General features: G+C 62.7%; 18 protein-coding genes, 1 tRNA gene and 1 pseudogene. 2 read left to right on the top strand and 18 right to left on the bottom strand.

The features are described from left to right. The 5 genes and pseudogenes from FJ471_RS27970 to FJ471_RS35690 all read right to left on the bottom strand — a co-directional run. Positions 1-77, bottom strand: a pseudogene (locus FJ471_RS27970) (elongation factor Tu); the annotation flags it as partial. 65 nt (positions 78-142) lie between these two features. Beyond that, positions 143-2,233, bottom strand: a complete 2,091-nt coding sequence (fusA, locus tag FJ471_RS27965; RefSeq protein ID WP_140807980.1) for an elongation factor G — start codon at positions 2,231-2,233, stop codon at positions 143-145. A 29-nt stretch (positions 2,234-2,262) separates the two neighbouring features. Further along, a complete protein-coding gene (gene rpsG / locus FJ471_RS27960; RefSeq protein WP_027170372.1) occupies positions 2,263-2,733 on the bottom strand; it encodes a 30S ribosomal protein S7 in 471 nt (156 codons plus the stop codon). Positions 2,734-2,742: 9 nt separating this feature from the next. Continuing rightward, complete coding sequence (gene rpsL, locus FJ471_RS27955; protein ID WP_006202128.1) at positions 2,743-3,114, bottom strand: 30S ribosomal protein S12; 372 nt, start codon at positions 3,112-3,114, stop codon at positions 2,743-2,745. Positions 3,115-3,160: 46 nt separating this feature from the next. Then, a complete protein-coding gene (locus FJ471_RS35690) occupies positions 3,161-3,340 on the bottom strand; it encodes a hypothetical protein (protein WP_318014034.1) in 180 nt (59 codons plus the stop codon). A 233-nt stretch (positions 3,341-3,573) separates the two neighbouring features. Between FJ471_RS35690 and FJ471_RS27945 the strand changes: the two genes are divergently transcribed. Continuing rightward, a complete protein-coding gene (locus FJ471_RS27945) occupies positions 3,574-3,855 on the top strand; it encodes a transcriptional regulator (protein ID WP_140807976.1) in 282 nt (93 codons plus the stop codon). Between the two features lie 71 nt (positions 3,856-3,926). Further along, a complete protein-coding gene (locus FJ471_RS27940; protein ID WP_140807974.1) occupies positions 3,927-4,856 on the top strand; it encodes a Gfo/Idh/MocA family oxidoreductase in 930 nt (309 codons plus the stop codon). Positions 4,857-4,891: 35 nt separating this feature from the next. Here FJ471_RS27940 and FJ471_RS27935 read toward each other — a convergent pair whose 3' ends face one another. From FJ471_RS27935 to FJ471_RS27875, 13 genes are all read right to left on the bottom strand, one after another. After that, complete coding sequence (locus FJ471_RS27935; protein ID WP_140807972.1) at positions 4,892-5,557, bottom strand: O-methyltransferase; 666 nt, start codon at positions 5,555-5,557, stop codon at positions 4,892-4,894. 79 nt (positions 5,558-5,636) lie between these two features. Continuing rightward, on the bottom strand, positions 5,637-9,833 hold the full coding sequence (gene rpoC, locus FJ471_RS27930) for a DNA-directed RNA polymerase subunit beta' (protein ID WP_140807970.1): 4,197 nt from the start codon (positions 9,831-9,833) through the stop codon (positions 5,637-5,639). Positions 9,834-9,967: 134 nt separating this feature from the next. Further along, entirely contained in the window at positions 9,968-14,104 is a 4,137-nt protein-coding gene (gene rpoB, locus FJ471_RS27925) for a DNA-directed RNA polymerase subunit beta (protein ID WP_140807968.1), read from the bottom strand. A gap of 268 nt (positions 14,105-14,372) precedes the next feature. Further along, positions 14,373-14,753 (bottom strand): 50S ribosomal protein L7/L12, encoded by a 381-nt coding sequence (gene rplL / locus FJ471_RS27920; protein ID WP_140678344.1) that lies wholly within the window; start codon positions 14,751-14,753, stop codon positions 14,373-14,375. 54 nt (positions 14,754-14,807) lie between these two features. After that, positions 14,808-15,326: a 50S ribosomal protein L10 gene (rplJ, locus tag FJ471_RS27915; protein ID WP_140807966.1), complete on the bottom strand. Its 519-nt coding sequence runs from the start codon at positions 15,324-15,326 to the stop codon at positions 14,808-14,810. A 398-nt stretch (positions 15,327-15,724) separates the two neighbouring features. Continuing rightward, a complete protein-coding gene (gene rplA, locus FJ471_RS27910) occupies positions 15,725-16,423 on the bottom strand; it encodes a 50S ribosomal protein L1 (protein WP_095765523.1) in 699 nt (232 codons plus the stop codon). Positions 16,424-16,427: 4 nt separating this feature from the next. After that, a complete protein-coding gene (gene rplK / locus FJ471_RS27905; RefSeq protein ID WP_042642146.1) occupies positions 16,428-16,856 on the bottom strand; it encodes a 50S ribosomal protein L11 in 429 nt (142 codons plus the stop codon). Positions 16,857-17,019: 163 nt separating this feature from the next. Continuing rightward, positions 17,020-17,547 carry a transcription termination/antitermination protein NusG gene (gene nusG, locus FJ471_RS27900; RefSeq protein WP_140807964.1) on the bottom strand — a complete coding sequence of 176 codons (528 nt, stop codon included), beginning with the start codon at positions 17,545-17,547 and terminating at the stop codon, positions 17,020-17,022. Positions 17,548-17,573: 26 nt separating this feature from the next. Beyond that, positions 17,574-17,777 carry a preprotein translocase subunit SecE gene (gene secE / locus FJ471_RS27895; protein ID WP_140807982.1) on the bottom strand — a complete coding sequence of 68 codons (204 nt, stop codon included), beginning with the start codon at positions 17,775-17,777 and terminating at the stop codon, positions 17,574-17,576. A gap of 457 nt (positions 17,778-18,234) precedes the next feature. Continuing rightward, positions 18,235-21,141 (bottom strand): autotransporter outer membrane beta-barrel domain-containing protein, encoded by a 2,907-nt coding sequence (locus FJ471_RS27890; protein WP_140807962.1) that lies wholly within the window; start codon positions 21,139-21,141, stop codon positions 18,235-18,237. A gap of 540 nt (positions 21,142-21,681) precedes the next feature. Next, positions 21,682-21,757, bottom strand: a tRNA-Trp gene (locus FJ471_RS27885). Between the two features lie 135 nt (positions 21,758-21,892). Further along, positions 21,893-22,378 carry a group II truncated hemoglobin gene (locus FJ471_RS27880; RefSeq protein ID WP_140807960.1) on the bottom strand — a complete coding sequence of 162 codons (486 nt, stop codon included), beginning with the start codon at positions 22,376-22,378 and terminating at the stop codon, positions 21,893-21,895. A gap of 144 nt (positions 22,379-22,522) precedes the next feature. Then, the gene (locus FJ471_RS27875) at positions 22,523-23,584 is read right to left on the bottom strand and encodes a hypothetical protein (RefSeq protein WP_140807958.1); all 1,062 of its coding nucleotides are present in this window, start codon (positions 23,582-23,584) and stop codon (positions 22,523-22,525) included. Positions 23,585-23,655 lie beyond the last annotated feature (71 nt).

Genomic DNA, 23,655 nt, shown 5'->3' with positions numbered 1-23,655 from the left:
GTCTTGCCATGATCGACGTGACCGATCGTGCCAATGTTCACATGCGGCTTGGTGCGCTCGAATTTACCTTTTGCCATGTGATCTCTCCATTCCTGCCTGCCCGTGCGGGCCTTGAATTAAGGTCTCGTGCAACCCGCTCGAGTTACGCGTATTTCTTCTGAACTTCCTGGGCGACCGCGGTCGGAACCGGCTCGTAGTGGTCGAACTGCATCGTGTACTGGGCGCGGCCCTGCGACATCGAACGCAGATTGTCGACGTACTTGAACATGTTCGCGAGCGGGACCATCGCGTTGATGACGACGGCAACGCCGCGTGCTTCCTGGCCCTGGATTTGACCACGACGGCCGTTGAGGTCGCCGATGACGCCACCGACGTAATCTTCCGGCGTCACGACCTCGACCTTCATGATCGGCTCCAGCAGCTGCACGCCGAGGCGCGGTGCGGCTTCCTTGAAGCAGGCGCGGGAGGCGATTTCGAACGCCAGCACCGAGGAGTCGACGTCGTGGAAGGCACCGTCGATCAGCGTCGCCTTGACGCCGATCATCGGGAAGCCGGCGAACGGGCCGGAACCCATGACGCTGTTGATGCCCTTCTCGACGCCCGGGATGTATTCCTTCGGAACCGCACCGCCGACGATCTTGGACTCGAACACGAACTCTTCGCTCTCGGTGTTCGGCTCGAAGATGATCTTGACGCGAGCGAACTGGCCCGTACCGCCGGTCTGCTTCTTGTGCGTGTAGTCCAGCTCGTGCTTGCGGGTGATCGTCTCGCGATAAGCCACCTGCGGCGCGCCGACATTGGCTTCGACCTTGAACTCGCGGCGCATGCGGTCGACGATGATGTCGAGATGCAGCTCGCCCATGCCGGCGATGATGGTCTGGCCGCTTTCCTCGTCGGTCTTGACGCGGAAGGACGGATCCTCGGCCGCCAGGCGATGCAGCGCGAGGCCCATCTTTTCCTGGTCGTTCTTGGTCTTCGGCTCGATGGCGATCTGGATGACCGGATCGGGGAATTCCATGCGCTCGAGGATGACCGGATGCAGCGGATCGCAGAGCGTGTCGCCGGTGGTCGTATCCTTGAGGCCTGCCAGGGCGACGATGTCGCCGGCGTAAGCTTCCTCGACGTCGGCGCGCGAATTAGCATGCATCTGCAGCATGCGGCCGATGCGCTCCTTCTTGCCCTTCACGGTGTTGTCGACCGACACGCCCTTGGCGAGCTTGCCCGAATAGATGCGGGCAAAGGTCAGCGAACCGACGAACGGGTCGTTCATGATCTTGAACGCCAGCATCGACAGCGGCTCGTTGTCATCGGCATGACGCTCGATCTCGGCGTCGGTCTTGGCGTCGACACCCTTGATGGCCGGCACGTCGATCGGCGACGGCAGGTATTCGACCACGGCGTCGAGCAGCGGCTGCACGCCCTTGTTCTTGAAGGCCGAGCCACAGAACATCGGGTAGAACTTGACCGCGATGGTGCCCTTGCGGATCAGCGCGCGGATCTCGTCGTTCGACGGCATCTTGCCTTCGAGGTAATTCTCGAGCGCGGTCTCGTCCATCTCGACGGCGGCTTCGATCATCTTCTCGCGGTACTGCTCGGCCTTTTCCTTGAGGTCGGCCGGGATCTCGACGACGTCCCAGGCAGCACCCAGGGTCTCGTCGCGCCAGACGAGCGCGTTCATCTCGACGAGGTCGACGACGCCCTTGAACTCGGTCTCGGCGCCGATCGGCAGCTGCATGACGACTGCCTGCGCACCGAGGCGCGAGGCGATCATTTCCTCGGAGCGGTAGAAGTCGGCGCCGATCTTGTCCATCTTGTTGCAGAAGATCATGCGCGGCACGTGGTACTTGTCGGCCTGGCGCCACACGGTCTCGGTCTGCGGCTCCACGCCGGCGTTGGCGTCGAGCAGCGCGATGGCGCCGTCGAGCACGCGCAGCGAACGCTCGACTTCGATGGTGAAGTCGACGTGTCCGGGAGTGTCGATGATGTTGAAGCGGCGCATCTTGCCATCGCGACCCTTCCAGAAGGTCGTGGTCGCGGCCGATGTGATGGTGATGCCGCGTTCCTGCTCCTGCTCCATCCAGTCCATGGTGGCAGCGCCGTCATGGACTTCGCCGATCTTGTGCGACTTGCCCGTGTAGTACAGGACGCGCTCGGTCGTCGTCGTCTTGCCGGCGTCGATATGCGCCATGATACCGAAATTGCGGTAGTCTTCGATCTTGTATTCGCGGGCCATGGGAGGTGCCTCTCAGTCTCGTTCGCGCTTTACCAGCGGTAGTGCGCGAAGGCGCGGTTGGCTTCTGCCATCTTGTGAGTGTCTTCACGCTTCTTGACGGCCGTGCCGCGGTTGTTGGCCGCGTCCATCAGCTCGCCCGAAAGGCGGTCGACCATGGTGGTCTCGTTGCGGTTGCGAGCCGCGGCGATCAGCCAGCGGATGGCCAGCGCCTGACGGCGCTCGGGGCGCACATCGACCGGAACCTGGTAGGTGGCGCCACCGACGCGACGCGAGCGCACTTCCACATGCGGCGCGACATTGTCGAGCGCCTGGTGGAAGACGGTGACCGGCTCCTGCTTGGTCTTGGCCTGGACTTGATCCAGAGCGCCATAGACGATGGTCTCGGCAACCGACTTCTTGCCGTCATACATGACGGCGTTCATGAACTTGGTGACAATAAGATCGCCGAACTTGGGGTCCGGATTGATCTCACGCTTTTCTGCACTGTGACGACGGGACATGGGAAACCCTTACTTCGGACGCTTGGCGCCGTATTTCGAACGACGCTGCTTGCGGTTCTTCACACCCTGCGTGTCGAGCACGCCGCGGATGATGTGGTAGCGGACGCCCGGCAGATCCTTGACGCGACCGCCGCGGATCATGACCACCGAGTGTTCCTGAAGGTTGTGGCCTTCGCCGGGGATGTAGCCGATCACCTCAAAACCGTTGGTCAGGCGAATCTTGGCCACCTTGCGCAGCGCCGAGTTCGGCTTCTTCGGCGTCGTGGTGTAGACGCGCGTGCAGACGCCCCGCTTCTGCGGGTTCTGCTGCATGGCCGGGACCTTGTTGCGCTTCACCGGCGCCAGGCGCGGCTTGCGGATCAGCTGGTTGACGGTAGGCATTAAACCCTCTTGTCTCTCAATTCCGTGTCTGCCCTGTCAGGGCCGCTCAAAGCGTCATTTCCATACGCGAATTCGGGCAACACACCGCGCCTCGCGGTCCTGCCCGAACAAATTGCAGAGGAAGCGGAAGCCGCTTCATGCGCGCCGGAAATGTCTTTTCGCTCGTAAAACGAACCCTGTTTGAGACAAACTCCAAAGCGCGTCGCCTCGGAAGGGCAAGTCTCACATCGGTTCTGACGTGGCGGCTTCTACTCGTAAGGCCGTTGCCCGTCAACCCCGCAACGGCAAATATTGCGGTCAATTCGGGGCGTGACAGCCATGCGCAAAACGCATGTAATTTTATTGCGCCTTTTTTCAAGAGCGAGGAAGAAAGTGACCGGCTTGCGGCTGTCTTCCACGTCTGCTTCGTGCCAAAAAGCGGCTTGAGCCGGACTTTCTCCCGCAAACGAGGAATCAGCCGTGAACGACAATGAAGAACGGCCGGTCACCATCATCACCGGGCGGGTCTGGAAGAAGAAGGGCGGCAAGCCGGAAGGCGTGCATGTGATGCTGGTAGCGCCCGACGATGATTCTGCCGTGCGCCGCGCGCTCGAATCACTCGCCGCCGAGGGATTCGCGGAAGCCGAGCTCGACCAGATCGGCGACATGGAGGGCGAACCCGACGACGAGCCGCATCTGTCGGCCTATCAGGGTGCGCTCGAAGGCGAGGTGTCGATCGTCACCTTCGACGAGCCGATCTGATATCGCGGCCCCGGCACGCCGGGATTTCGACTTGTCCCTCAACCTATTACAGCCTCTCTTCCGGAGTCCCCATGACCAGCAGTCCCATCAAGCTCGGCATCGTCGGTGTGGGAAAGATCGTCCGCGACCAGCACCTGCCGGCGGTCGCCAAGGAAGGCAATTACCAGCTCGTCGCCGCGGCGAGCCGCCACGGCAAGGTTGACGGCATTGCGAACTACCCCACCATCGAAGCAATGCTTACGGCTGAACCCGGCCTCGAGGCGGTCTCGCTCTGCATGCCGCCGCAGTTCCGCTACGACGCCGCGCGCGCCGCGCTGGAAGCAAAGAAGCACGTGTTCCTCGAAAAGCCGCCGGGTGCGACGGTCAGCGAAGTCGAGCACCTCAAGACGCTGGCCGACAAGAACGGCGTCTCGCTCTTTGCCAGCTGGCATTCGCGCTATGCGCCGGCGGTGGAAGCCGCGCGCAATTTCCTCGCTTCAGCCAAGCTGACCTCGGCCGCCATCAACTGGAAGGAGGACGTGCGCCGCTGGCACCCGAACCAGGAATGGATCTGGGAACCGGGCGGCTTCGGCGTGTTCGATCCAGGCATCAACGCGCTGTCGATCGCCACCCACATCCTGCCGCCGATGTTCATCACCTCGGCCGCGCTCGACTTTCCGGAGAATCGCGCGGCGCCCGTCGCGGCGCATGTCACCTTCCGCACGTCCAACGGCTTGCCCGTGACGATGGAGCTCGACTGGTTGCAGACGGGCCCTCAGAGCTGGGACATCCTGGCTGAAACCGACAAGGGCAAGATGGTGCTATCGGGCGGCGGCGCGAGGCTCGCCCTCGACGGCAAAGTCGTCCACGAGGAGCCGGAAGCCGAATATCCGATGCTTTACAAGCGCTTCGCCGAGATCGTTCGCGCCCGGGCTTCCGATGTCGACCTGGCTCCACTGCAGCATGTCGCCGACGCCTTCATGCTGGGCAAGCGCGACGTGGTCGAGGCGTTCTTCGACTGAGGCCAGCGGTAAAGCGTCGAGGCGAATAGGCACCCTCACTCGACGATCGCGATGGCAAATCCATCATAGCCCTTGGCGCCGACGGTCTGGATGGCAGTGCCGTCCAGCCGCTTCTCGCCGCCGATGAAGGAGAACGCGGCGCGAGCGCCTTCGACATTGGCGTCGCCGCTGTTCTTTTTCACGACCGCGCCGTCGCGAATGACGTTGTCGCAGACGATGACGGTGCCCGGGCGCGACAGCTTCATGGCCCAGGTCAGATAGTTCGGATTGTTCGGCTTGTCGGCGTCGATGAAGATCAGGTCGAACGTATGGGCATTCTCGTTCGCCAGCGCGGCGAGCGTCTGCAGCGCGGGACCGACCCGCAGGTCGATCTTATCGGAAACCCCTGCCCGCACGAAATTCGAGCGCGCGACCTTGGCGTGGTGCGGATCGAGCTCCAGCGTCACCACCTTGCCGTCCGCCGGCAACCCCCTTGCCATCCATATGGACGAGTAGCCGCCGAGCGTGCCGACTTCCAGCACGGTTTTCGCGCCGCGAATACGAACCAGTAGCGACAGCAGCTTGCCCTGCGCGGCCGACACGTCGATCGCCGGCAGCCCCTGGTCGCGGTTAGCCTTGAGCACCGCATCCAGCACGGGATCAGCTTCGAAAAGGGATGAGACGATATAGTCGTCGACAGCCGTCCAGGTCTTGCCGCTCATAGCTCTTCCTCGCTCATAAAGCCAAAATGCAAGAAGGGGCCACATAGGCCCCTTCTCTTCGTTTCTCATATCATGCCGCTTACTGCGCGGCGTTGACCATGTCGGTCAGCATCGGCTCGGCGACCTCGACACCCGAGGCCTTGCGACGCTCGTCGATGATGAGCTCGTCGCGCGAGGTGGCGATGCGCCGGATTTGGCTCATCGTGCCGCCGGTGCCGGCCGGGATCAGGCGGCCGACGATGACGTTTTCCTTCAGGCCCTGCAGCATGTCGGTCTTGCCGGCAACCGCCGCTTCGGTCAGCACCCTGGTCGTCTCCTGGAAGGAGGCGGCCGAGATGAAGGACGGCGTCTGTAGCGAGGCTTTGGTGATGCCGAGCAGCACCGGCTGGCCTTCGGCCGGCTTCTTGCCATCCTCGACCAAGCGCTCGTTGACCTCTTCCAGCTCGATCACGTCGACATGGTCGCCCGGGATGTAGGTCGAGTCGCCCTGAACGGTGATCTCGACCTTCTGCAGCATCTGGCGAACGATCACCTCGATGTGCTTGTCGTTGATCGACACGCCCTGCAGACGGTAGACCTCCTGGATTTCGTTGACGAGGTAGGAGGCAAGCGCCTCCACGCCCTTGATCGCCAGGATGTCGTGCGGCGCCGGATTGCCGTCGAGGATGTAGTCGCCCTTCTCGATGACGTCGCCGTCCTGGAGATGGAACGGCTTGCCCTTCGGGATCAGGTACTCCACCGGCTCGAGCGTCGAGTCATGCGGCTCGATGATGATGCGGCGCTTGTTCTTGTAGTCGCGGCCGAAGCGGATCGTGCCATCGATCTCGGCGATGATGGCGTGATCCTTCGGACGGCGAGCCTCGAACAGTTCCGCAACACGCGGCAGACCGCCGGTGATGTCCTTGGTCTTGGCGCTTTCCATCGGGATACGCGCCAGCACGTCGCCAGGTTTCACATGGGCGCCCGGCTCGACTGAGAGGATGGCCTCGACCGAGAGCAGGAAGCGGGCATCGCCGCCCTTCGACAGCTTGCCGACCTTGCCCTTGGCGTCTTGGATGACGATCGCGGGCTTCAGGTCGCTGCCGCGCGGCGTCGAACGCCAGTCGATGACCTCACGCTTGGTGATGCCGGTCGACTCGTCGGCCGTCTCCTGAACGGAGATGCCGTCGACAAGATCCTCGAACGTCACCCTGCCCTCGATTTCGGTGAGGATCGGGCGGGTATAGGGATCCCACTCGGCGATACGCTGGCCGCGCTTCACCTTGTCGCCATCGTCCACGAAGATACGCGAACCATAGGCGACGCGGTGCGTAGCGCGCTCCTTGCCGGTCTCATCGAGGATGAGCACCGCCATGTTGCGGCCCATGACCATCTGCTGGCCTTCCGAGTTGCGCACCACGTTGCGGTTGCGGACCTGCACCTTGCCCTCATAGGAGGCTTCAAGGAACGAAGAGTCCACCACCTGCGCCGTGCCGCCCATGTGGAAGGTACGCATGGTGAGCTGGGTGCCCGGCTCGCCGATCGACTGCGCCGCGATGACGCCGACGGCCTCGCCCTGGTTGACGGGCGTACCGCGAGCCAGATCGCGTCCGTAGCAGACGGCGCACACGCCGATCCTGACCTCGCAGGTCAGCGCCGAGCGGATGCGGACCGACTGCACGCCGGCCTTTTCGATCTGCTCCACGTCGCGTTCGTCCATCAGCTTGCCGGCCTTGACCAGAAGGTCGCCCGACACTGGATGGTTGATGTCGTCGAGCGCGGTACGGCCCAGCACGCGCTGGCCGACCGAAGCGACGACCTGACCGGCATCGACGATCGGCTGCATGGTGAGGCCCTTGTCGGTGCCGCAATCCACGGAGTTGACGATGCAGTCCTGCGCCACGTCGACGAGACGGCGGGTGAGGTAGCCCGAGTTCGCCGTCTTCAAGGCGGTATCGGCCAGACCCTTGCGGGCGCCGTGGGTCGAGTTGAAATACTCGAGCACGGTGAGACCTTCCTTGAAGTTCGAGATGATCGGCGTCTCGATGATTTCACCCGAGGGCTTCGCCATCAGGCCGCGCATGCCGGCAAGCTGACGCATCTGGGTGGGCGAACCGCGCGCACCCGAATGCGACATCATGTAGATCGAGTTCATCGGCTTCTGACGGCCGTTGTCCTCGAACTCCACCGCCTTGATGCGGGCCATCATCTCGTCGGCGACCTTTTCCGAGCACTTGGCCCAGGCGTCGACGACCTTGTTGTACTTCTCGCCCTGGGTGATGAGGCCGTCATTGTACTGCTGCTCGTACTCCTTGGCCAAAGCCTCGGTGTCGGACACCAGCTTGATCTTGGTGTCCGGGATCAACATGTCGTCCTTGCCGAACGAAATGCCGGCACGGCAGGCATGGGCGAAGCCGAGCGCCATGATGCGATCGCAGAAGATGACCGTCTCTTTCTGACCGCAGTGGCGGTAGACGGTGTCGATCATCTTGGAGATGTTCTTCTTGGTCATCTCCTGGTTGGCGGTCTCATACGGCACGTTGACGTTCTTCGGCAGAAGCTCGCCGATGATCATGCGGCCAGGCGTGGTGTCGTAGATCTTCGACACGACGTTGCCTTCGGCGTCGACGGTGCGGAAGCGGCCCTTGATCTTGGCGTGCAGCGTCACGGCCTTGGTCTCCAGCGCATGCTGGAGCTCGCCCATGTCGGCAAACACCATGCCTTCGCCCGGCTCGTTCTGGTTGACGATCGAGAGATAGTAAAGACCGAGAACCATGTCCTGCGACGGGACGATGATCGGCGCGCCGGAGGCCGGGTGCAGGATGTTGTTGGTCGACATCATCAGCACGCGGGCTTCGAGCTGCGCTTCCAGCGACAGCGGCACGTGGACCGCCATCTGGTCGCCGTCGAAGTCGGCGTTGAAGGCGGTGCAGACCAGCGGATGCAGCTGGATCGCCTTGCCTTCGATCAGGATCGGCTCGAACGCCTGGATGCCGAGGCGGTGCAGCGTCGGCGCGCGGTTCAACAGCACCGGATGCTCGCGGATGACCTCGTCGAGGATATCCCAGACCTCCGGACGCTCCTTCTCGACCAGCTTCTTCGCCTGCTTGACGGTCGAGGAGAAACCCTTGGCGTCGAGGCGGGCGTAGATGAAGGGCTTAAAGAGCTCGAGCGCCATCTTCTTCGGCAGGCCGCACTGGTGCAGCTTCAGCTCCGGACCGGTCACGATGACCGAGCGGCCGGAATAGTCGACGCGCTTGCCGAGCAGGTTCTGGCGGAACCGGCCCTGCTTGCCCTTGAGCATGTCGGACAGCGACTTCAGCGGACGCTTGTTGGCGCCGGTGATGACGCGGCCGCGACGGCCGTTGTCGAACAGCGCGTCGACGGCTTCCTGCAGCATGCGCTTTTCGTTGCGCACGATGATCCCGGGCGCGCGCAATTCGATCAGCCGCTTCAGGCGGTTGTTGCGGTTGATGACGCGGCGATAGAGATCGTTGAGATCGGACGTGGCGAAGCGGCCGCCGTCCAGCGGGACGAGCGGACGCAGGTCCGGCGGGATCACCGGAACCACCTTCATGATCATCCACTCCGGACGGTTGCCGGATTCCATGAAGTTTTCCACGACCTTGAGCCGCTTCAGATACTTCTTCTGCTTCAGCTCGGAGGTGGTCGAAGCCAATTCCGAACGCAGGTCGCCGGCGATCTTCTCCAGATCCATGCCGGCAAGCAGGTCATGGATGGCCTCGGCGCCGATCATGGCGGTGAAGCTGTCCTCGCCATATTCGTCGACGGCGAGCATGTACTCCTCCTCGCTGAGGAGCTGGTTCTCCTTCAGCGCGGTGAGGCCCGGCTCGGTGACGATGTAGTTCTCGAAGTAGAGCACGCGCTCGATGTCCTTGAGCGTCATGTCGAGCAGCGTGCCGATGCGCGAGGGCAGCGACTTCAGGAACCAGATATGGGCGACGGGCGCGGCGAGCTCGATATGGCCCATGCGCTCGCGGCGAACGCGCGACAGCGTGACTTCGACGCCGCACTTTTCGCAGATGACACCCTTGTACTTCATGCGCTTGTACTTGCCGCACAGGCACTCATAGTCCTTGATCGGGCCAAAAATGCGCGCGCAGAACAGGCCGTCACGCTCCGGCTTGAAGGTGCGGTAGTTGATGGTCTCCGGCTTCTTGATCTCGCCGAACGACCAGGACAGAATCTTCTCTGGGCTGGCAAGCGAGATCCGGATGGAATCGAACACCTGCGCAGGCGCCTGCGGGTTGAAGAGATTCATGACCTCTTGGTTCATGCCGTTCTCCTTTTCGGGGTCCTCGATAACCCCTTGCATCGATCGCGGACGAAATGTCCGCAGAATGGCCGGTCGAACCGGCCGAAACGTTTGAAGGGCGCGCCGCGCCTAGAGCGCGGCGCGCACCATAGCCATTACTCGGCTGCGTCGGGCAGACGCGTCTGGGTCTCTTCGACCTGGGTGTTCTCCAGCTCGACATTGAGGCCGAGCGAGCGCATTTCCTTGACGAGAACGTTGAAGCTCTCCGGGATGCCCGCCTCGAACGTGTCGTCGCCGCGCACGATCGCCTCGTAGACCTTGGTGCGGCCGGCGACGTCGTCCGACTTCACCGTCAGCATTTCCTGCAGCGTGTAGGCGGCGCCGTAGGCTTCGAGCGCCCAGACCTCCATTTCGCCGAAGCGCTGGCCGCCGAACTGCGCCTTGCCGCCCAGCGGCTGCTGGGTGACGAGCGAGTACGGACCGATCGAACGCGCGTGGATCTTGTCGTCCACCAGGTGATGCAGCTTGAGCATGTAGATATAGCCCATCGTCACCTTGCGATCGAACGGCTCGCCGGTGCGGCCGTCATAGAGCTGCGACTGACCGCTGGTGTGCAGGCCCGCCTGCTCCAGCATGGTATTGATGTCGGCCTCGTGCGCGCCGTCGAACACCGGTGTCGCGATGGAGACGCCGCGGCGCATCTGCTCGCTCAGGCGAACGATGCTCTCGTCGTCATACTCGCGGATCGGCTCGTTGCGGTCGTTGGCCGGCATGAAGCTTTCCAGCGTCTTGCGCAGCGGCTTGATGTCGCCGCCGCCCTTATACGCGTCGATCAGCTCGCCGATCTTCCGGCCCATGCCGGCGCAAGCCCAGCCCAGATGCGTTTCCAGGATCTGGCCGACATTCATGCGGCTCGGCACACCCAGCGGGTTGAGCACGATATCGGCATGCGTGCCGTCCTCGAGGAAAGGCATGTCCTCGACCGGAACGATGCGCGACACGACACCCTTGTTGCCGTGACGGCCGGCCATCTTGTCGCCCGGCTGCATCTTGCGCTTCACCGCCACGAAGACCTTGACCATCTTCATGACGCCCGGAGGCATTTCGTCGCCGCGCTGCACCTTCTCGACCTTGTCCATGAAGCGCTGCTCGAGCGCCTTCTTGGACTCGTCGTACTGGCCGCGCAGAGCCTCGAGCTCGCCCTGGAGCTTCTCGTTCTCCACGGCGAACTGCCACCACTGCGAACGCGGATACTCGTCGAGCGTGTCCTTCGACAGCTTCGAGCCCTTCTTGAAGCCCTTCGGTCCGGCAATCGCCTCCTTGGAGACCAGCATGTCGGAAAGACGCGCATAGACGTTGCGGTCGAGGATCGCCTGTTCGTCGTCGCGGTCCTTGGCCAGACGCTCGATCTCCTCGCGCTCGATCGCCATGGCGCGCTCGTCCTTCTCCACGCCGTGGCGGTTGAAGACGCGCACTTCGACGACCGTGCCGAAGGTGCCCGGAGGCATGCGCATGGAGGTGTCGCGGACGTCCGAGGCCTTTTCGCCGAAGATGGCGCGCAGGAGCTTCTCTTCCGGCGTCATCGGGCTTTCGCCCTTCGGCGTGATCTTGCCGACTAGGATGTCGCCCGGCTGCACTTCCGCGCCGATATAGACGATACCGGCCTCGTCGAGGTTCTTCAGCGCCTCTTCCGAAACGTTCGGAATGTCGCGCGTGATTTCCTCCGGCCCGAGCTTGGTGTCGCGCGCCATGACCTCGAACTCCTCGATGTGGATCGAGGTGAAGACGTCGTCGGCCACGATGCGCTCGGAGAGCAGGATCGAGTCCTCGTAGTTGTAGCCGTTCCACGGCATGAAAGCGACCAGCACGTTGCGGCCGAGCGCCAGATCGCCGAGCTCGGTCGACGGACCGTCGGCAATGATGTCGCCCTTGTTGACGCGGTCGCCCATGCGCACCAGCGGACGCTGGTTGATGCAGGTGTTCTGGTTCGAACGCTGGAACTTCATCAGCCGGTAGATGTCGACGCCCGACTTGCCGGGATCGAGATCTTCCGTGGCACGGATGACGATACGGGTCGCGTCGACCTGGTCGACCACACCGCCGCGGCGGGCGCCGATGGCAGCGCCCGAGTCACGGGCGACGACCGGCTCCATGCCGGTGCCGACGAACGGCGCCTCGGCGCGCACCAGCGGCACGGCCTGACGCTGCATGTTCGAGCCCATCAGAGCGCGGTTGGCGTCGTCGTTCTCGAGGAACGGGATGAGCGCTGCCGCGACGGACACCATCTGCTTGGGCGAGACGTCCATCAGGTCGACGTTTTCGCGCGGCGCCATCATCACTTCGCCGGCGTTACGGCAAATGACGAACTCGTCGACGAAGCCGCCATTCTTGTCGAGCTCGGCGTTGGCCTGCGCGACATAGTGCTTGGCCTCTTCCATCGCCGACAGATAGACAACCTCGTTGGTCAGCTTGCCGCCCACGATCTTGCGGTACGGGCTTTCGATGAAGCCGTACTTGTTGACGCGCGCGAAGGTGGCGAGCGAGTTGATCAGACCGATATTCGGGCCTTCCGGCGTCTCGATCGGGCAGATGCGGCCGTAATGCGTCGGGTGCACGTCGCGCACCTCGAAGCCGGCGCGCTCGCGGGTCAGACCGCCCGGTCCAAGCGCCGAGAGACGACGCTTGTGGGTGATCTCCGACAGCGGGTTGGTCTGATCCATGAACTGCGACAGCTGCGAGGAACCGAAGAACTCGCGCACGGCGGCGGCCGCCGGCTTGGCGTTGATCAGGTCCTGCGGCATGACCGTGTCGATCTCGATCGAGGACATGCGTTCCTTGATCGCGCGCTCCATGCGCAGCAGGCCGACGCGGTACTGGTTCTCCATGAGCTCGCCGACCGAACGCACGCGGCGGTTGCCGAGATTGTCAATGTCGTCGATCTCGCCCTTGCCGTCGCGCAGCTCGACCAGCGTCTTGACCACGGCCAGGATGTCTTCCTTGCGCAGCACGCGCACAGTGTCCTCGGCCTTGAGCTCGAGGCGCATGTTCATCTTGACGCGGCCGACGGCCGACAGGTCGTAGCGCTCGCTGTCGAAGAACAGCGAGTTGAACATGGCTTCGGCGGTCTCGAGCGTCGGCGGCTCGCCCGGGCGCATGACACGGTAGATGTCGAACAGCGCGTCCTGGCGGCTCTCGTTCTTGTCGACGTTGAGCGTGTTGCGGATATAGGCGCCGACATTGACGTGGTCGATGTCGAGGATCTGGATCTCGTTCTCGCCGGTGCCGAGCAGCACCTTCAGTGTCTTGTCGTCGATCTCGTCGCCGGCCTCGAGGAAGATCTCGCCGGTGGTGTAGTTGACGATGTCCTCGGCGAGATAGTTGCCGAGCAGATCCTCGTCGGTCGCCTTGATGGCCTTGAGACCCTTCTCGCCGAGCTGGCGGGCCTGGCGGGCGGTGATCTTCTTGCCTTGCTCGACGACGATTTCGCCGGTGTCGGCATCAACCAGGTCGCCGACGGCTTTCAGGCCGCGGAAGCGCTCGACGTTGAACGGAATGCGCCAGTGGTCGCCGGAGCGCTTGTAGGTAATCTTGTTGTAGAATGTCGACAGGATCTCTTCGCCGTCCATGCCGAGCGCCATCAACAGCGACGTCACAGGGATCTTGCGGCGACGGTCGATGCGGGCGTGCACGACGTCCTTGGAATCGAACTCGATGTCGAGCCACGAACCGCGATAGGGGATGACGCGCGCGGCAAACAGGAGCTTGCCCGACGAGTGCGACTTGCCCTTGTCATGGTCGAAGAAGACGCCCGGCGAGCGGTGCATCTGCGAGACGATGACGCGCTCGGTGCCGTTGACGATGAAGGTGCCGTTCGACGTCATGAGCGGCATGTCGCCCATGTAGACGTCCTGCTCCTTGATGTCCTTGATCGACTTCGCGCCGGTATCCTCGTCGACATCGAACACGATGAGGCGCAGCGTCACCTTCAGCGGCGCGGCATAGGTCAGGTCGCGCTGACGGCACTCGTCAACGTCGAATTTCGGTGCCTCGAACTCATACTTCACGAACTCCAGCATCGAGGAGCCGGAAAAGTCGGAAATCGGGAAGACCGACTTGAAAACGGCCTGCAGCCCTTCGTCCGGACGACCGCCCTTGGGCTCGTCCACCATCAGGAACTGGTCATAAGATGCCTTCTGAACCTCGATGAGGTTCGGCATCTCCGCAACTTCCGGGATCTTTCCGAAGAACTTGCGTACGCGTCTGCGGCCATTGAAAGTCTGGGTCTGGGCCATCGTCGCTCCTTAGCTCTGAACTCGGGGCGAACCTCGCCGTGGTTCGCCTTGCATGCCGAGCCACCTGGGCGGCGGCTCTCTGTCTGTTCTCCGGCCTCCCTTGCCAATTGCTTGGCGGCGGCCGGCTGAAACGGGAGAAAACCCGTTTCCTGAGGGCCGGATCGCGGCCCTCAGGAAAGAGGTTCTCGTCTGTTCTCGCGCTACGCATTCTCCCCTGCACGGCAAGGGAGTGGCGGACGGCGCGAGGCCGCCCGCCGCTTGATACGCCTTACTTCAGCTCGACCTTGGCGCCAGCTGCTTCCAGCTGAGCCTTGAACTTGTCGGCGTCGGCCTTGGAAACGGCTTCCTTGACCGGCTTCGGAGCCGCTTCGACCAGATCCTTGGCTTCCTTGAGGCCAAGGCCGGTGATGGCGCGGACTTCCTTGATGACGTTGATCTTCTGGGCGCCGGCGTCGGCGAGAACGACGTCGAATTCCGTCTTCTCTTCAGCCGGAGCAGCGGCAGCGGCACCAGCGCCGCCAGCAGCGGCAACCGCCACCGGAGCAGCAGCCGAAACCCCCCACTTCTCTTCCAGGAGCTTCGACAGCTCAGCCGCCTCGAGGACGGTCAGCTTCGAAAGGTCGTCTACGATCTTTGCCAGATCAGCCATTGTTGTATTCCTTTACTTGGTTCGAACGTGTGTTGTTGACAGCGAGGAACGGCCTCATGCCGCCTCGTCCTTCCGGGCGTAAGCGCCGATGACACGCGCGACCGAAGCCGCGGGCGCATTGACGATCTGGGCGATCCGGGTTGCCGGCGTGGCGATCATGCCAACCAGCCTGGCGCGCAGCTCGTCGAGCGACGGAAGTGTGGCGAGAGCCTTCACACCGTCGGCGTTGAGCGAGGTCGAGCCCATCGCGCCGCCGAGAATGATCAACTTGTCATTCCCCTTGGCGAAATCGGACGTGACCTTCGGCGCCGCAACCGGATCCTCCGAATAAGCGACCAGCGTCTGTCCCTTGAACAGGTCGATGATCGATGCGGAGTCCGTGCCCTGAAGAGCGATCTTGGCGAGACGGTTCTTCGCGACTTTGACGGTGCCGCCGGCAGCGCGCATCTTCGACCGAAGGTCGTTCATTTGCGCCACGGTGATACCGGCGTAGTGGGCCACGACGACTGAACCCGCGTTCGAGAACGCATCATTCAGGCCCGTGACGAGTTCGCGCTTTTCCGCTCTGTCCACTGCCTATCTCCAGTTGACCCCTGCCTCATTTTCGAGGTCAGAAGTCGGGTTGCCTTTTGCCGGCCGGGCCATCCAAATCCTGGATCTCCCGAACGGCGCTCGAGGATCCTGCCCCCTTTTCGCCACACCCGACGGACTTACCGGCGGGCATGCTGACAAAAGGCAAACACGGTTCGAACCTTTCATTGGAGCTTTTGGCTCCTTTGTCGGGTCTTCACCCGTCTCATGCAGGCCCACATGAATTAAGGCTGTTGGGCCGCCTGCAATCTCGGACAGGATATCCGGAAGCCTTTCGGCTTCCGGGGTACCGGGCCGCCGACGGATCGGCGGTCCGGAATTCTTCGTTGCTGGAGCATGATCATGCTCCAACGACCGGCCCGAAGCCGGCCAGACGACAATTACGACGCGGCGAGCGTCGCGATATCGAGCTTGAGGCCGGGGCCCATCGTCGAGGTGACGGACACCTTCTTGACGTAGTTGCCCTTGGCGCCCGCAGGCTTGGCCTTGGTCACCGCATCGGCGAAGGCGCGGACATTCTCTTCCAGCGCCTTGACGTCGAACGAGACCTTGCCGACGCCGGCTTGGACGATTCCGGCCTTCTCGACGCGGAACTCGACGGCGCCGCCCTTCGAAGCCTTGACGGCCGCGGCCACATCGGTGGTCACGGTGCCGACCTTCGGGTTCGGCATCATGCCGCGCGGGCCGAGCACCTTACCCAGACGACCGACCAGCGGCATCATGTCCGGGGTGGCGATGCAGCGATCGAAATCGATCGTGCCCTTCTGGACGATGTCGACCAAGTCCTCGGCGCCGACGATATCGGCGCCGGCGGCCTTGGCTTCCTCGGCCTTGTCGCCACGGGCGAACACCGCGACACGCACGGAGCGGCCGGTGCCGTTCGGCAGGTTGACCACGCCGCGGACCATCTGGTCGGCATGGCGCGGATCGACGCCGAGATTCATCGATATCTCGACGGTCTCGTCGAATTTCACCTTGGACCGATCCTTGAGCAGCTGCAGCGCCTCATTGAGGGCGTAAGCCTTGTTCGGATCGATGCCTTCGCGGCTCTTGGCAACACGCTTTGCAATCTTTGCCATGATCTCAGCCCACCACTTCCAGGCCCATCGAGCGGGCGGAGCCCTCGACCATGCGCATGGCCGCTTCGACGTCGTTTGCGTTCAGGTCCTTCATCTTCTGCTCGGCGATCGCGCGCACCTTGTCGCGGCTGATCGTGCCGACCTTGGTCTTGCCCGGCTCCTTGGAGCCCGACTTCAGGTTGGCTGCCTTCTTCAGGAAGTAGCTCACCGGCGGCGTCTTCATGACGAAGGTGAACGACTTGTCCTGGTAGTAGGTGATGACGACCGGGATCGGCGATCCCTTCTCGAGCTCCTGGGTCTGCGCGTTGAACGCCTTGCAGAATTCCATGATGTTGATGCCGCGCTGACCAAGCGCCGGGCCGATCGGGGGCGACGGCGTAGCCGAGCCCGCGGCAACCTGGAGCTTGAGCTGGCCTGCAACTTTCTTAGCCATCTCTATTCCTGCCTTTTCTCATGCCGGCCCCTTTATGCGGGGAGCGCGGCGGTTGCAGTCTGGTGGTGCGGTTCCGACGGCCGGCTATGCCGCCTTCGCCTCCCACCCGTTCATGCGGCGCTTTTGGCAACCGCCCCGACGCCTCTCGGCGCGGGTGTACGGATCAGCCCTTTTCGACCTGTCCGAATTCCAGATCGACCGGCACGGCGCGCCCGAAGATCGAAACTTCCACCTTGAGGCGGGCACGCTCCTCGTCCACCTCCTGGACGACGCCGTTGAACGACGCGAACGGACCGTCCGAAACGCGGATCGCCTCGCCGATCTCGAAGGTGACCGACGGCTTCGGCCGCTCGACGCCTTCCTGGACCTGGTTCAGGATGCGCTGCGCCTCAGCCTCGGTTATCGGCACGGGCTTGGAGTCACCCAGGAAGCCGGTGACCTTCGGCGTGTTCTTGACCAGCGAGAACACGGCATCGGTCAGATTGGCCTTCAAGAGCACATAGCCCGGGAAGAACTTGCGCTCGGCATCGACCTTGCGACCGCGGCGGATCTCGACGACCTTCTCGGTCGGCACCACGATCTGCTCGATCTCGCCGGACAGGCCCTTCTGCTTGGCCTTGTTCTCGATATCCTCGGCGACCTTCTTCTCGAAGTTCGAATAGGCGTGGACGATATACCAGCGCGCAGTCATTTCACGACCTCTCCGTAATCGCCGAATTAATGCCCGAGGCCCAGAATCCACTCGATCGCATAGCCCATGGCTATGTCGGCGGTGAAGAAAAAGAGCATCGCGATGATCGCGAACACGAGCACCATCACCGTCGAGATCATGGTTTCACGCCGCGAAGGCCATGTCACCTTGGCCGTCTCCGCGCGAACCTGCTGCAGAAAGGTGAAGGGATTGGTGGTTTTCGAAGCCATGTGCCGCCTGTTTTCAAGACCCGTTGGCCGGGCCTCCTGGATGATCCCGCTGGCCGGGACGTGCCGCCTGGGCTCTGTGGGGCGCCGAATCAGCACCACCATTGCACCCACGCAAATCAGACGCGTAAAGCCGGCTTCCCAGCTCCACGCGTCGCGTGTCTGTTCCATCTACATAAAACCGATTCTCAATCCACGCAAGTGGCAAGCGTCCGCTTTATGTTCTAACGCCGCCTCGGAACCATCCAGTCGTCCCGTCCCGGCTATACGGGGCTTATGCCCCAATTCACGCTATATGGCAAGCCACCCGCCAATATTCAACCGCGAAGGCTTCGATCGGCCACTTTCGGGAGATGGCACGGGCAGCAGGGCTCGAACCTACGACCTGCGGTTTTGGAGCCAGATTAGCCTTTGCCGCATCTCGTTGCGCCATGGCGACGATGAGATACCGCCCTTGCGGTCAGAATTGCGTTCGGAGACCGAAATTGGACTTGAGGATGTAGCTGTTGCCAAAACTACGGAACGGTGTGTTGCCGGAGAGCTCGCCATAGAAGGTGAGATCCTTGCGCCAGCTTACGCTCGCACCGAGGCCGAGTTCGCCCCACAGCCGGTCGTCGGCATTGATGATGGGTGTCCCCGCGACCAGAGTGCGCGTGCCATCGAGCCATTCACAGCTGACATTGGCGATTCCGTAGATGTGGCTGCGGCCACCTTCCCAGGCGCCCTGATGATCGAGCGCGACGCCCCAGCGCGTTTTCAGGCTGTCGTTCCTGCCGGCGGCCACGTCGGCACCCGACGGATCAACGAAGTGATCGAACCGCACATTGGAATAGACGATCTGGAATTGCGGCGTGATGCCAACGTGCTCGCCGAACAAAATCCGCTTGCCCGCTTCGATGCTGAACGCCTCGCCGCTGCCGCCATTGTCGTGGGTGAGCGAGCCGACAAGTTCGGAATTGAGGTCGCTGCCATAGCGGTTGAGCTGCGCCTGACCGTCGACATAGAAGCCCGTGACACCATACCAGGTCAAAGTCGCGCCAAGGCCGTAGCCGTCGGTCTTCAGTGTACCGTTGCCGAACGCCGAGTTGATCCGGCTGTTGGCCTCGCCATAGGAGACGTTGACGCCCGCCACCAGACGCCCGCTCGTGTCGCTATCGACAAGCACCCGATCGACACCCGCCTGTATCTTCCAGGTATCGATGTCCTGATCCAAACCAGTCGCCGACACCGCGGCACTGTTGAAGCGCCCGTGGATGCCTTCCGCTCGGCCCCAAATTCCATTGCCGTCGCCATTGGCGCCGGGGCCCCAGACACGGTTGCCGACACGTTGCTGCAGCGTCGGGAGAGTGTTGAGCGACTGCAGATTGGAGCCATAGGCCTCGTAAACCGGCACGCCGGGCTGATAGAGCGGCGCGCCGGGACCGCCCAGGGAGGAACGCAGATACCAGTCGCCATCCAAGGGAGTAGAGACGCCGCCCTGATAGAGGCGATAGGCATAAGCGCCGGCTATCACCGCCGGTGCGCCCTGGAAGACATAGTTGCTGTCGAGCACGAAAGCACCGTTGGACGCACCCGTCACGTCGACGATCTTGATGCCTTCCACCGTCGGCGCGCCAGGGCCGCCACGGTTGATGATGCTGACATGCGTAACGCCTGAAGTCGTGCCGTTGACCGCAAGGCGGCTGGTCTGCGAGCTGTCGTCGCCCAGAACGGTCGCGATTTCGAGGCGTCCGCCAGTGCTGACATAATCGCCCTGGACGGTGAGCGTGCCCATGGCATTGCCATAGCCCGGCGCGACGACGCCAGTATTGACGACATTGCCCACGCCGCCCGTGCCGACGAGCCGTCCGCCGGTGTCGACCAGCATGTTGCCGCCCAGCACGCCGTTCACGGCCAGCGTGCCGGCCGACACGGTCGATGCGCCGGTAAAGCCGGAACTGTCCCCGGTCAGCGTCAGTTGACCGAGGCCGAGCTTGTTGAAGTTCGACGAACCGGAAAAATCCGTGCCGATGCCGATGTCGTTCCCGTTGGTATCGAACCAGGCTCCTCCGGCTGCCACACTCAGTGCAGTGAAGCCGTTCAGGAAATCGGCTTCATCCCGGTTCGCACGCAGAATGCCGCCGTTGAGGTCGAGTATAGCGGTGGCGCCGGCTCCCTTGATCACGGAGCCGGTTTCGACAACGCCGCGTCCGGTGGCGTCGCCGTCGAGATGGAGCGTTCCAGTGGCTGTGCTGCCGTTGGCTATATGAACATCGGTACCGACGCTTACGAAGCCACCTTTTCCAACGGTCATCGTGCCGTCGCCATCGTAGCCGACATCGATGCGGTCGGTCGCGGTCAAGCTTGAGACGCTGCCCGTGCTGCTCGAGACATTGACAGTGCCCGTGCCGCCGTTCGTGTAGCCGATATAGACAGAGGCAGCGCCGCCTCCAGTTGCACTCGTGGCCACCGCGGCGCCGTCCGCGACGTTGAGTGTACCGCTGCCGGAGAAACCCACGTAAATATTGTTGGCGGCGTTCCAGGCCGAGGCATTGCCGTTGATGTCGCGACCCGAGACGGTGGCCGTGCCTTCGCTACCGCTCCCGTAGCCGATAGAAGCCTGTCCACTGTTCACCAGCCCGCCATCCAGGATGTCGAGCTTGTTGCCTATGCCGCCACTACCAACATAAATCTGGTTGGTAATGTTTAGGGTCGAGGCATGTTGGTCAATGTCGCGACCCGTGACCGCAACCATGCCAGTGCCGGTGCCATTGCCATCGCTATTGTTGCCGATGACGACCAATGCACTGTTCACGATCCCGCCATCCCGGATAGCGAGTGAGGCCTTGCCGTTGTCGCCGACATAAAGCGTGCCTGTATTGGTCCACGTCGAGGCGTGACCGCTACCGTCGTGGCCCGAGACAGTGACATCGCTTTGGCTGGCGGCCGCGACGCCGATATAACCGTCAGCATTGCTCACCTGGCCGCCATTTCCGATATTGAGCGTGCCGTTGCCATCCTGACCGACAACGAGGTCACCGTTATTGGTCCAGGTCGAGGCATTGCCGCCACCGTCGGTGCCCGAGACGGTGACCGTCCCTTGGGCACCATAGCCGATAAAGCCAGTGTCATTGGTGACCGCGCCGCCATTCTGGATGTCCAGCGTGCCTGTGGCGATATTACCGACAACGAGATCGGCCCCGACCGTCCAATCCGGCGTTTGAATGGTGCTTGCGTCCGGCGATAGATCACCGGTGCCTGACACCGACTGCGCGGACGCCGGCCGCATGCCGGCAATCGCGGTGACGAGTGTGATGATTGCCGTGGTCAAAAACAAGGATCGGCGGAAGCTGACCGTGTTGGCGCCGTCCTTTGCCGTGCATCTCATCCCCTGCGCCGCTCCCCGCCAAGCCCCGCTTCACCATAGAAGTGCGACGCACCCGGCAAAGCCCGAGTCAATGACCGCTCGAATCATTGCCATGCGCTGTATTCGAATAGATCAAGGTTACCTTTGGTTGTAAATTGAGTGGTCCTCTCCCCAAACGCATTCTCTCGCCTCAACTGCAGCGCGTACGTGCGGCAATGCTGCTCGATAGCCATCAAATACGGTCGAGCGGATTGGCGATCGCCGTGGCCGGCCCTCGTCATTCAGGTCGAAATGCCAATCCTCGGCCCAATCCTTGGCCTGGCAAGACTTCTTCCTTGATGGTGACCCGGCGGTTCTTGGCTTCGACATACCTCGAACAGTGCCAAATCGGGCTGTCGTTACGCCTATGGACGTGGACCTTGCCTTCGAGAATCGAATGTTCTTCCGCTATCGCCAGGCACTTCCTGCGCGCGTTCAAGTTTGTGCAAGAGATGTGTAAGGCGGTTTGAGGCGTCCTTGCAAAGCAAGACGATCTCTAAATGCCTGATTTCCCTTGGGAAATGGCACGGGCAGCAGGGCTCGAACCTACGACCTGCGGTTTTGGAGACCGCCGCTCTACCAACTGAGCTATGCCCGTGCATGCGCTTGTTCGGCGCAGGCGCTTCCTAAAAGCTTCCGGGCACTCTGTAAAGAGCACTGCGATGCCGTTTTGGAAGCTTTGCCAGAAATCTGAATTGCGGAGCTGCCGGCAATCGACCGCGCAGGCCCGCGCTTACGATTTTCCGGCCGGCGGCTTGTACGGTCCGCCCGGGACGCCCCAGCCCCAGGCCGGCATCGGCTCGGTCTCGGGATCGCAGGTTTCGCCGAGATTCGAATTCATCTTCGCCAGCCGCGATCCCCATTCGACATAGCCCATGAAGGCGGAGCGGAACTCGGGATCGTCGGGAAGGCCGATCTCGTCCGCCGCATCGGCGAGGAGATTGATCCAGCGACGGCGCTGTTCCTCGGTCAGGTGCTTGCCAAGGTGATGCATCACCATTTCGCGATGGCCGCCATGCTTCTCGCTGTAGGTCTTCGGGCCGCCGAAGACTTCGCCGATGAAGGCGGCGACATGCGCCGGGTGATCCGGCGACATGTGTCTGAACACCGGTCCCACGACCGGATCCGCCGCCACTTTGTCATAGAAGGTCCGGGTCAGCCGGTTCAGCGCCTCGCTGCCTCCGGCCCATTCGTACAAAGTCGGGATGTCCCTGCTCATCGCCGCTCCTCCACGTGCATACAGCCCGAGCAAGATAGGGGTAGCGCCCTGCCCTGCTCAACCTGCCTCGATGGCCAGGGCGCGCTATCTCCTTGTTTACGCAATTCCGGACGGAAAACCGTAACAACTTTTCCTGGAATTGCCCTACAGCTTCGCTGGCGCCTTCGCCTCGGCATCGGCGGCTGGAAGAACCCGGCAATTGTCGGGCCTGGGCGCGGATCTGCAAATTGTGGCGCCGGTCAGCGCGTCCGCCGATTGCGGCCCTGTCGTCAGTCCGAAATCCCGCACCTCGCTCTGGCTGAGCTCCCTATGGCTCGCATAGAGCACCGCCTGCATGGCCGCGAAAAGCGCTGGGCCGATTGCCATCTCGTCGAAATAGGCCTTGACCTTGTCGCCCATCCCCAGGGAGTGCAGGCTGACATGCGCGGTCGAGCCGACGAGGCGCCTGACGCCGCCCGCGATCATCACGACGCAGGCAGAGCCGCACTCGCCGCCAGCATCCACTGTAAGGCCGGTATGGAGGTCGTCCTTGGCCGAACAACCGACGGCGCCGGGATCACAATCGAGGAAATCCGTCCGAGCGACAGCCACGTCGAGCTTGCGCTCGCGGATAAGGCGCCCGGCGGCGAGCGCGGCCTGCACGTCGCCGCCGGGCGAATTGACGACCACCGGCAGCCTGCGCCCACCGGCATCGTCAAGCAGCTGACGCAGTTTGCCGGGCGTAGCGGCGGCGACGACGCCTTCGGCCGAAATCCATTCCGGGCAGTCCGGATTGCAGAGCGGATTGCTGCCGCGAACCAGGGCGAAGCGCATTTCCTCGTCCCGGCTCTGCGAAGGCGCCACAGGTTGAGGAGAGGCCGGCTTGATCTCAACTGCCGCGACGGCGGCCGGGGCGCCGTTCGTGGGAACCTCGCGACAATTCTCCGGCGCCGGATGGCGCTGGCAGATGGTCCCTTCGGTCAGCAAGTCGAGCGAATCGAGGCTGCTGACGAGCTTCATCTCCAGCATGTCCTCCGGCTCGATCTGCCTGATGTCGCTGGCAGGCGTCGCCTTCATCACGCCGAGCACGCCCTGTTCGACGCCCATCTCCCTCAGATAGGCCGACAACCGCTTCTCGACCGCCTTGCTCATCTCATATGTCTTGTAGCTGCCCGCATTCTTGCGGCTGACAATCCTGGTGCTGATGATCTTCTTCTTGCCGTTCACGATCCGATTTGTGGTGGGTTAGATCAGCTTCTCTCGCCGTTTGGTGGTGGTGATCTGTTGGAGGCCGAGAT

It is taken from the genome of Mesorhizobium sp. B2-7-1, from assembly GCF_006440735.1.
Lineage (GTDB): Bacteria > Pseudomonadota > Alphaproteobacteria > Rhizobiales > Rhizobiaceae > Mesorhizobium.
The sequence above is the reverse complement of the archived record's forward strand: the minus strand, read 5'-3'. Positions and strand labels throughout refer to the sequence as shown.

Bases quoted from the DNA above. Each gene is read 5' to 3' on its own strand.
- FJ471_RS27890 (WP_140807962.1), bottom strand. From the start codon at position 21,141: ATGAGATGCACGGCAAAGGACGGCGCCAACACGGTCAGCTTCCGCCGA.
- rpoC (WP_140807970.1), bottom strand. From the start codon at position 9,833: ATGAACCAAGAGGTCATGAATCTCTTCAACCCGCAGGCGCCTGCGCAG.
- nusG (WP_140807964.1), bottom strand. From the start codon at position 17,547: ATGACTGCGCGCTGGTATATCGTCCACGCCTATTCGAACTTCGAGAAG.
- rplA (WP_095765523.1), bottom strand. From the start codon at position 16,423: ATGGCAAAGATTGCAAAGCGTGTTGCCAAGAGCCGCGAAGGCATCGAT.
- FJ471_RS27935 (WP_140807972.1), bottom strand. From the start codon at position 5,557: ATGAGCGGCAAGACCTGGACGGCTGTCGACGACTATATCGTCTCATCC.
- rplL (WP_140678344.1), bottom strand. From the start codon at position 14,753: ATGGCTGATCTGGCAAAGATCGTAGACGACCTTTCGAAGCTGACCGTC.
- rplK (WP_042642146.1), bottom strand. From the start codon at position 16,856: ATGGCTAAGAAAGTTGCAGGCCAGCTCAAGCTCCAGGTTGCCGCGGGC.
- rpsL (WP_006202128.1), bottom strand. From the start codon at position 3,114: ATGCCTACCGTCAACCAGCTGATCCGCAAGCCGCGCCTGGCGCCGGTG.
- secE (WP_140807982.1), bottom strand. From the start codon at position 17,777: ATGGCTTCGAAAACCACCAATCCCTTCACCTTTCTGCAGCAGGTTCGC.
- FJ471_RS27880 (WP_140807960.1), bottom strand. From the start codon at position 22,378: ATGAGCAGGGACATCCCGACTTTGTACGAATGGGCCGGAGGCAGCGAG.
- FJ471_RS27940 (WP_140807974.1), top strand. From the start codon at position 3,927: ATGACCAGCAGTCCCATCAAGCTCGGCATCGTCGGTGTGGGAAAGATC.
- fusA (WP_140807980.1), bottom strand. From the start codon at position 2,233: ATGGCCCGCGAATACAAGATCGAAGACTACCGCAATTTCGGTATCATG.
- rpoB (WP_140807968.1), bottom strand. From the start codon at position 14,104: ATGGCCCAGACCCAGACTTTCAATGGCCGCAGACGCGTACGCAAGTTC.
- rpsG (WP_027170372.1), bottom strand. From the start codon at position 2,733: ATGTCCCGTCGTCACAGTGCAGAAAAGCGTGAGATCAATCCGGACCCC.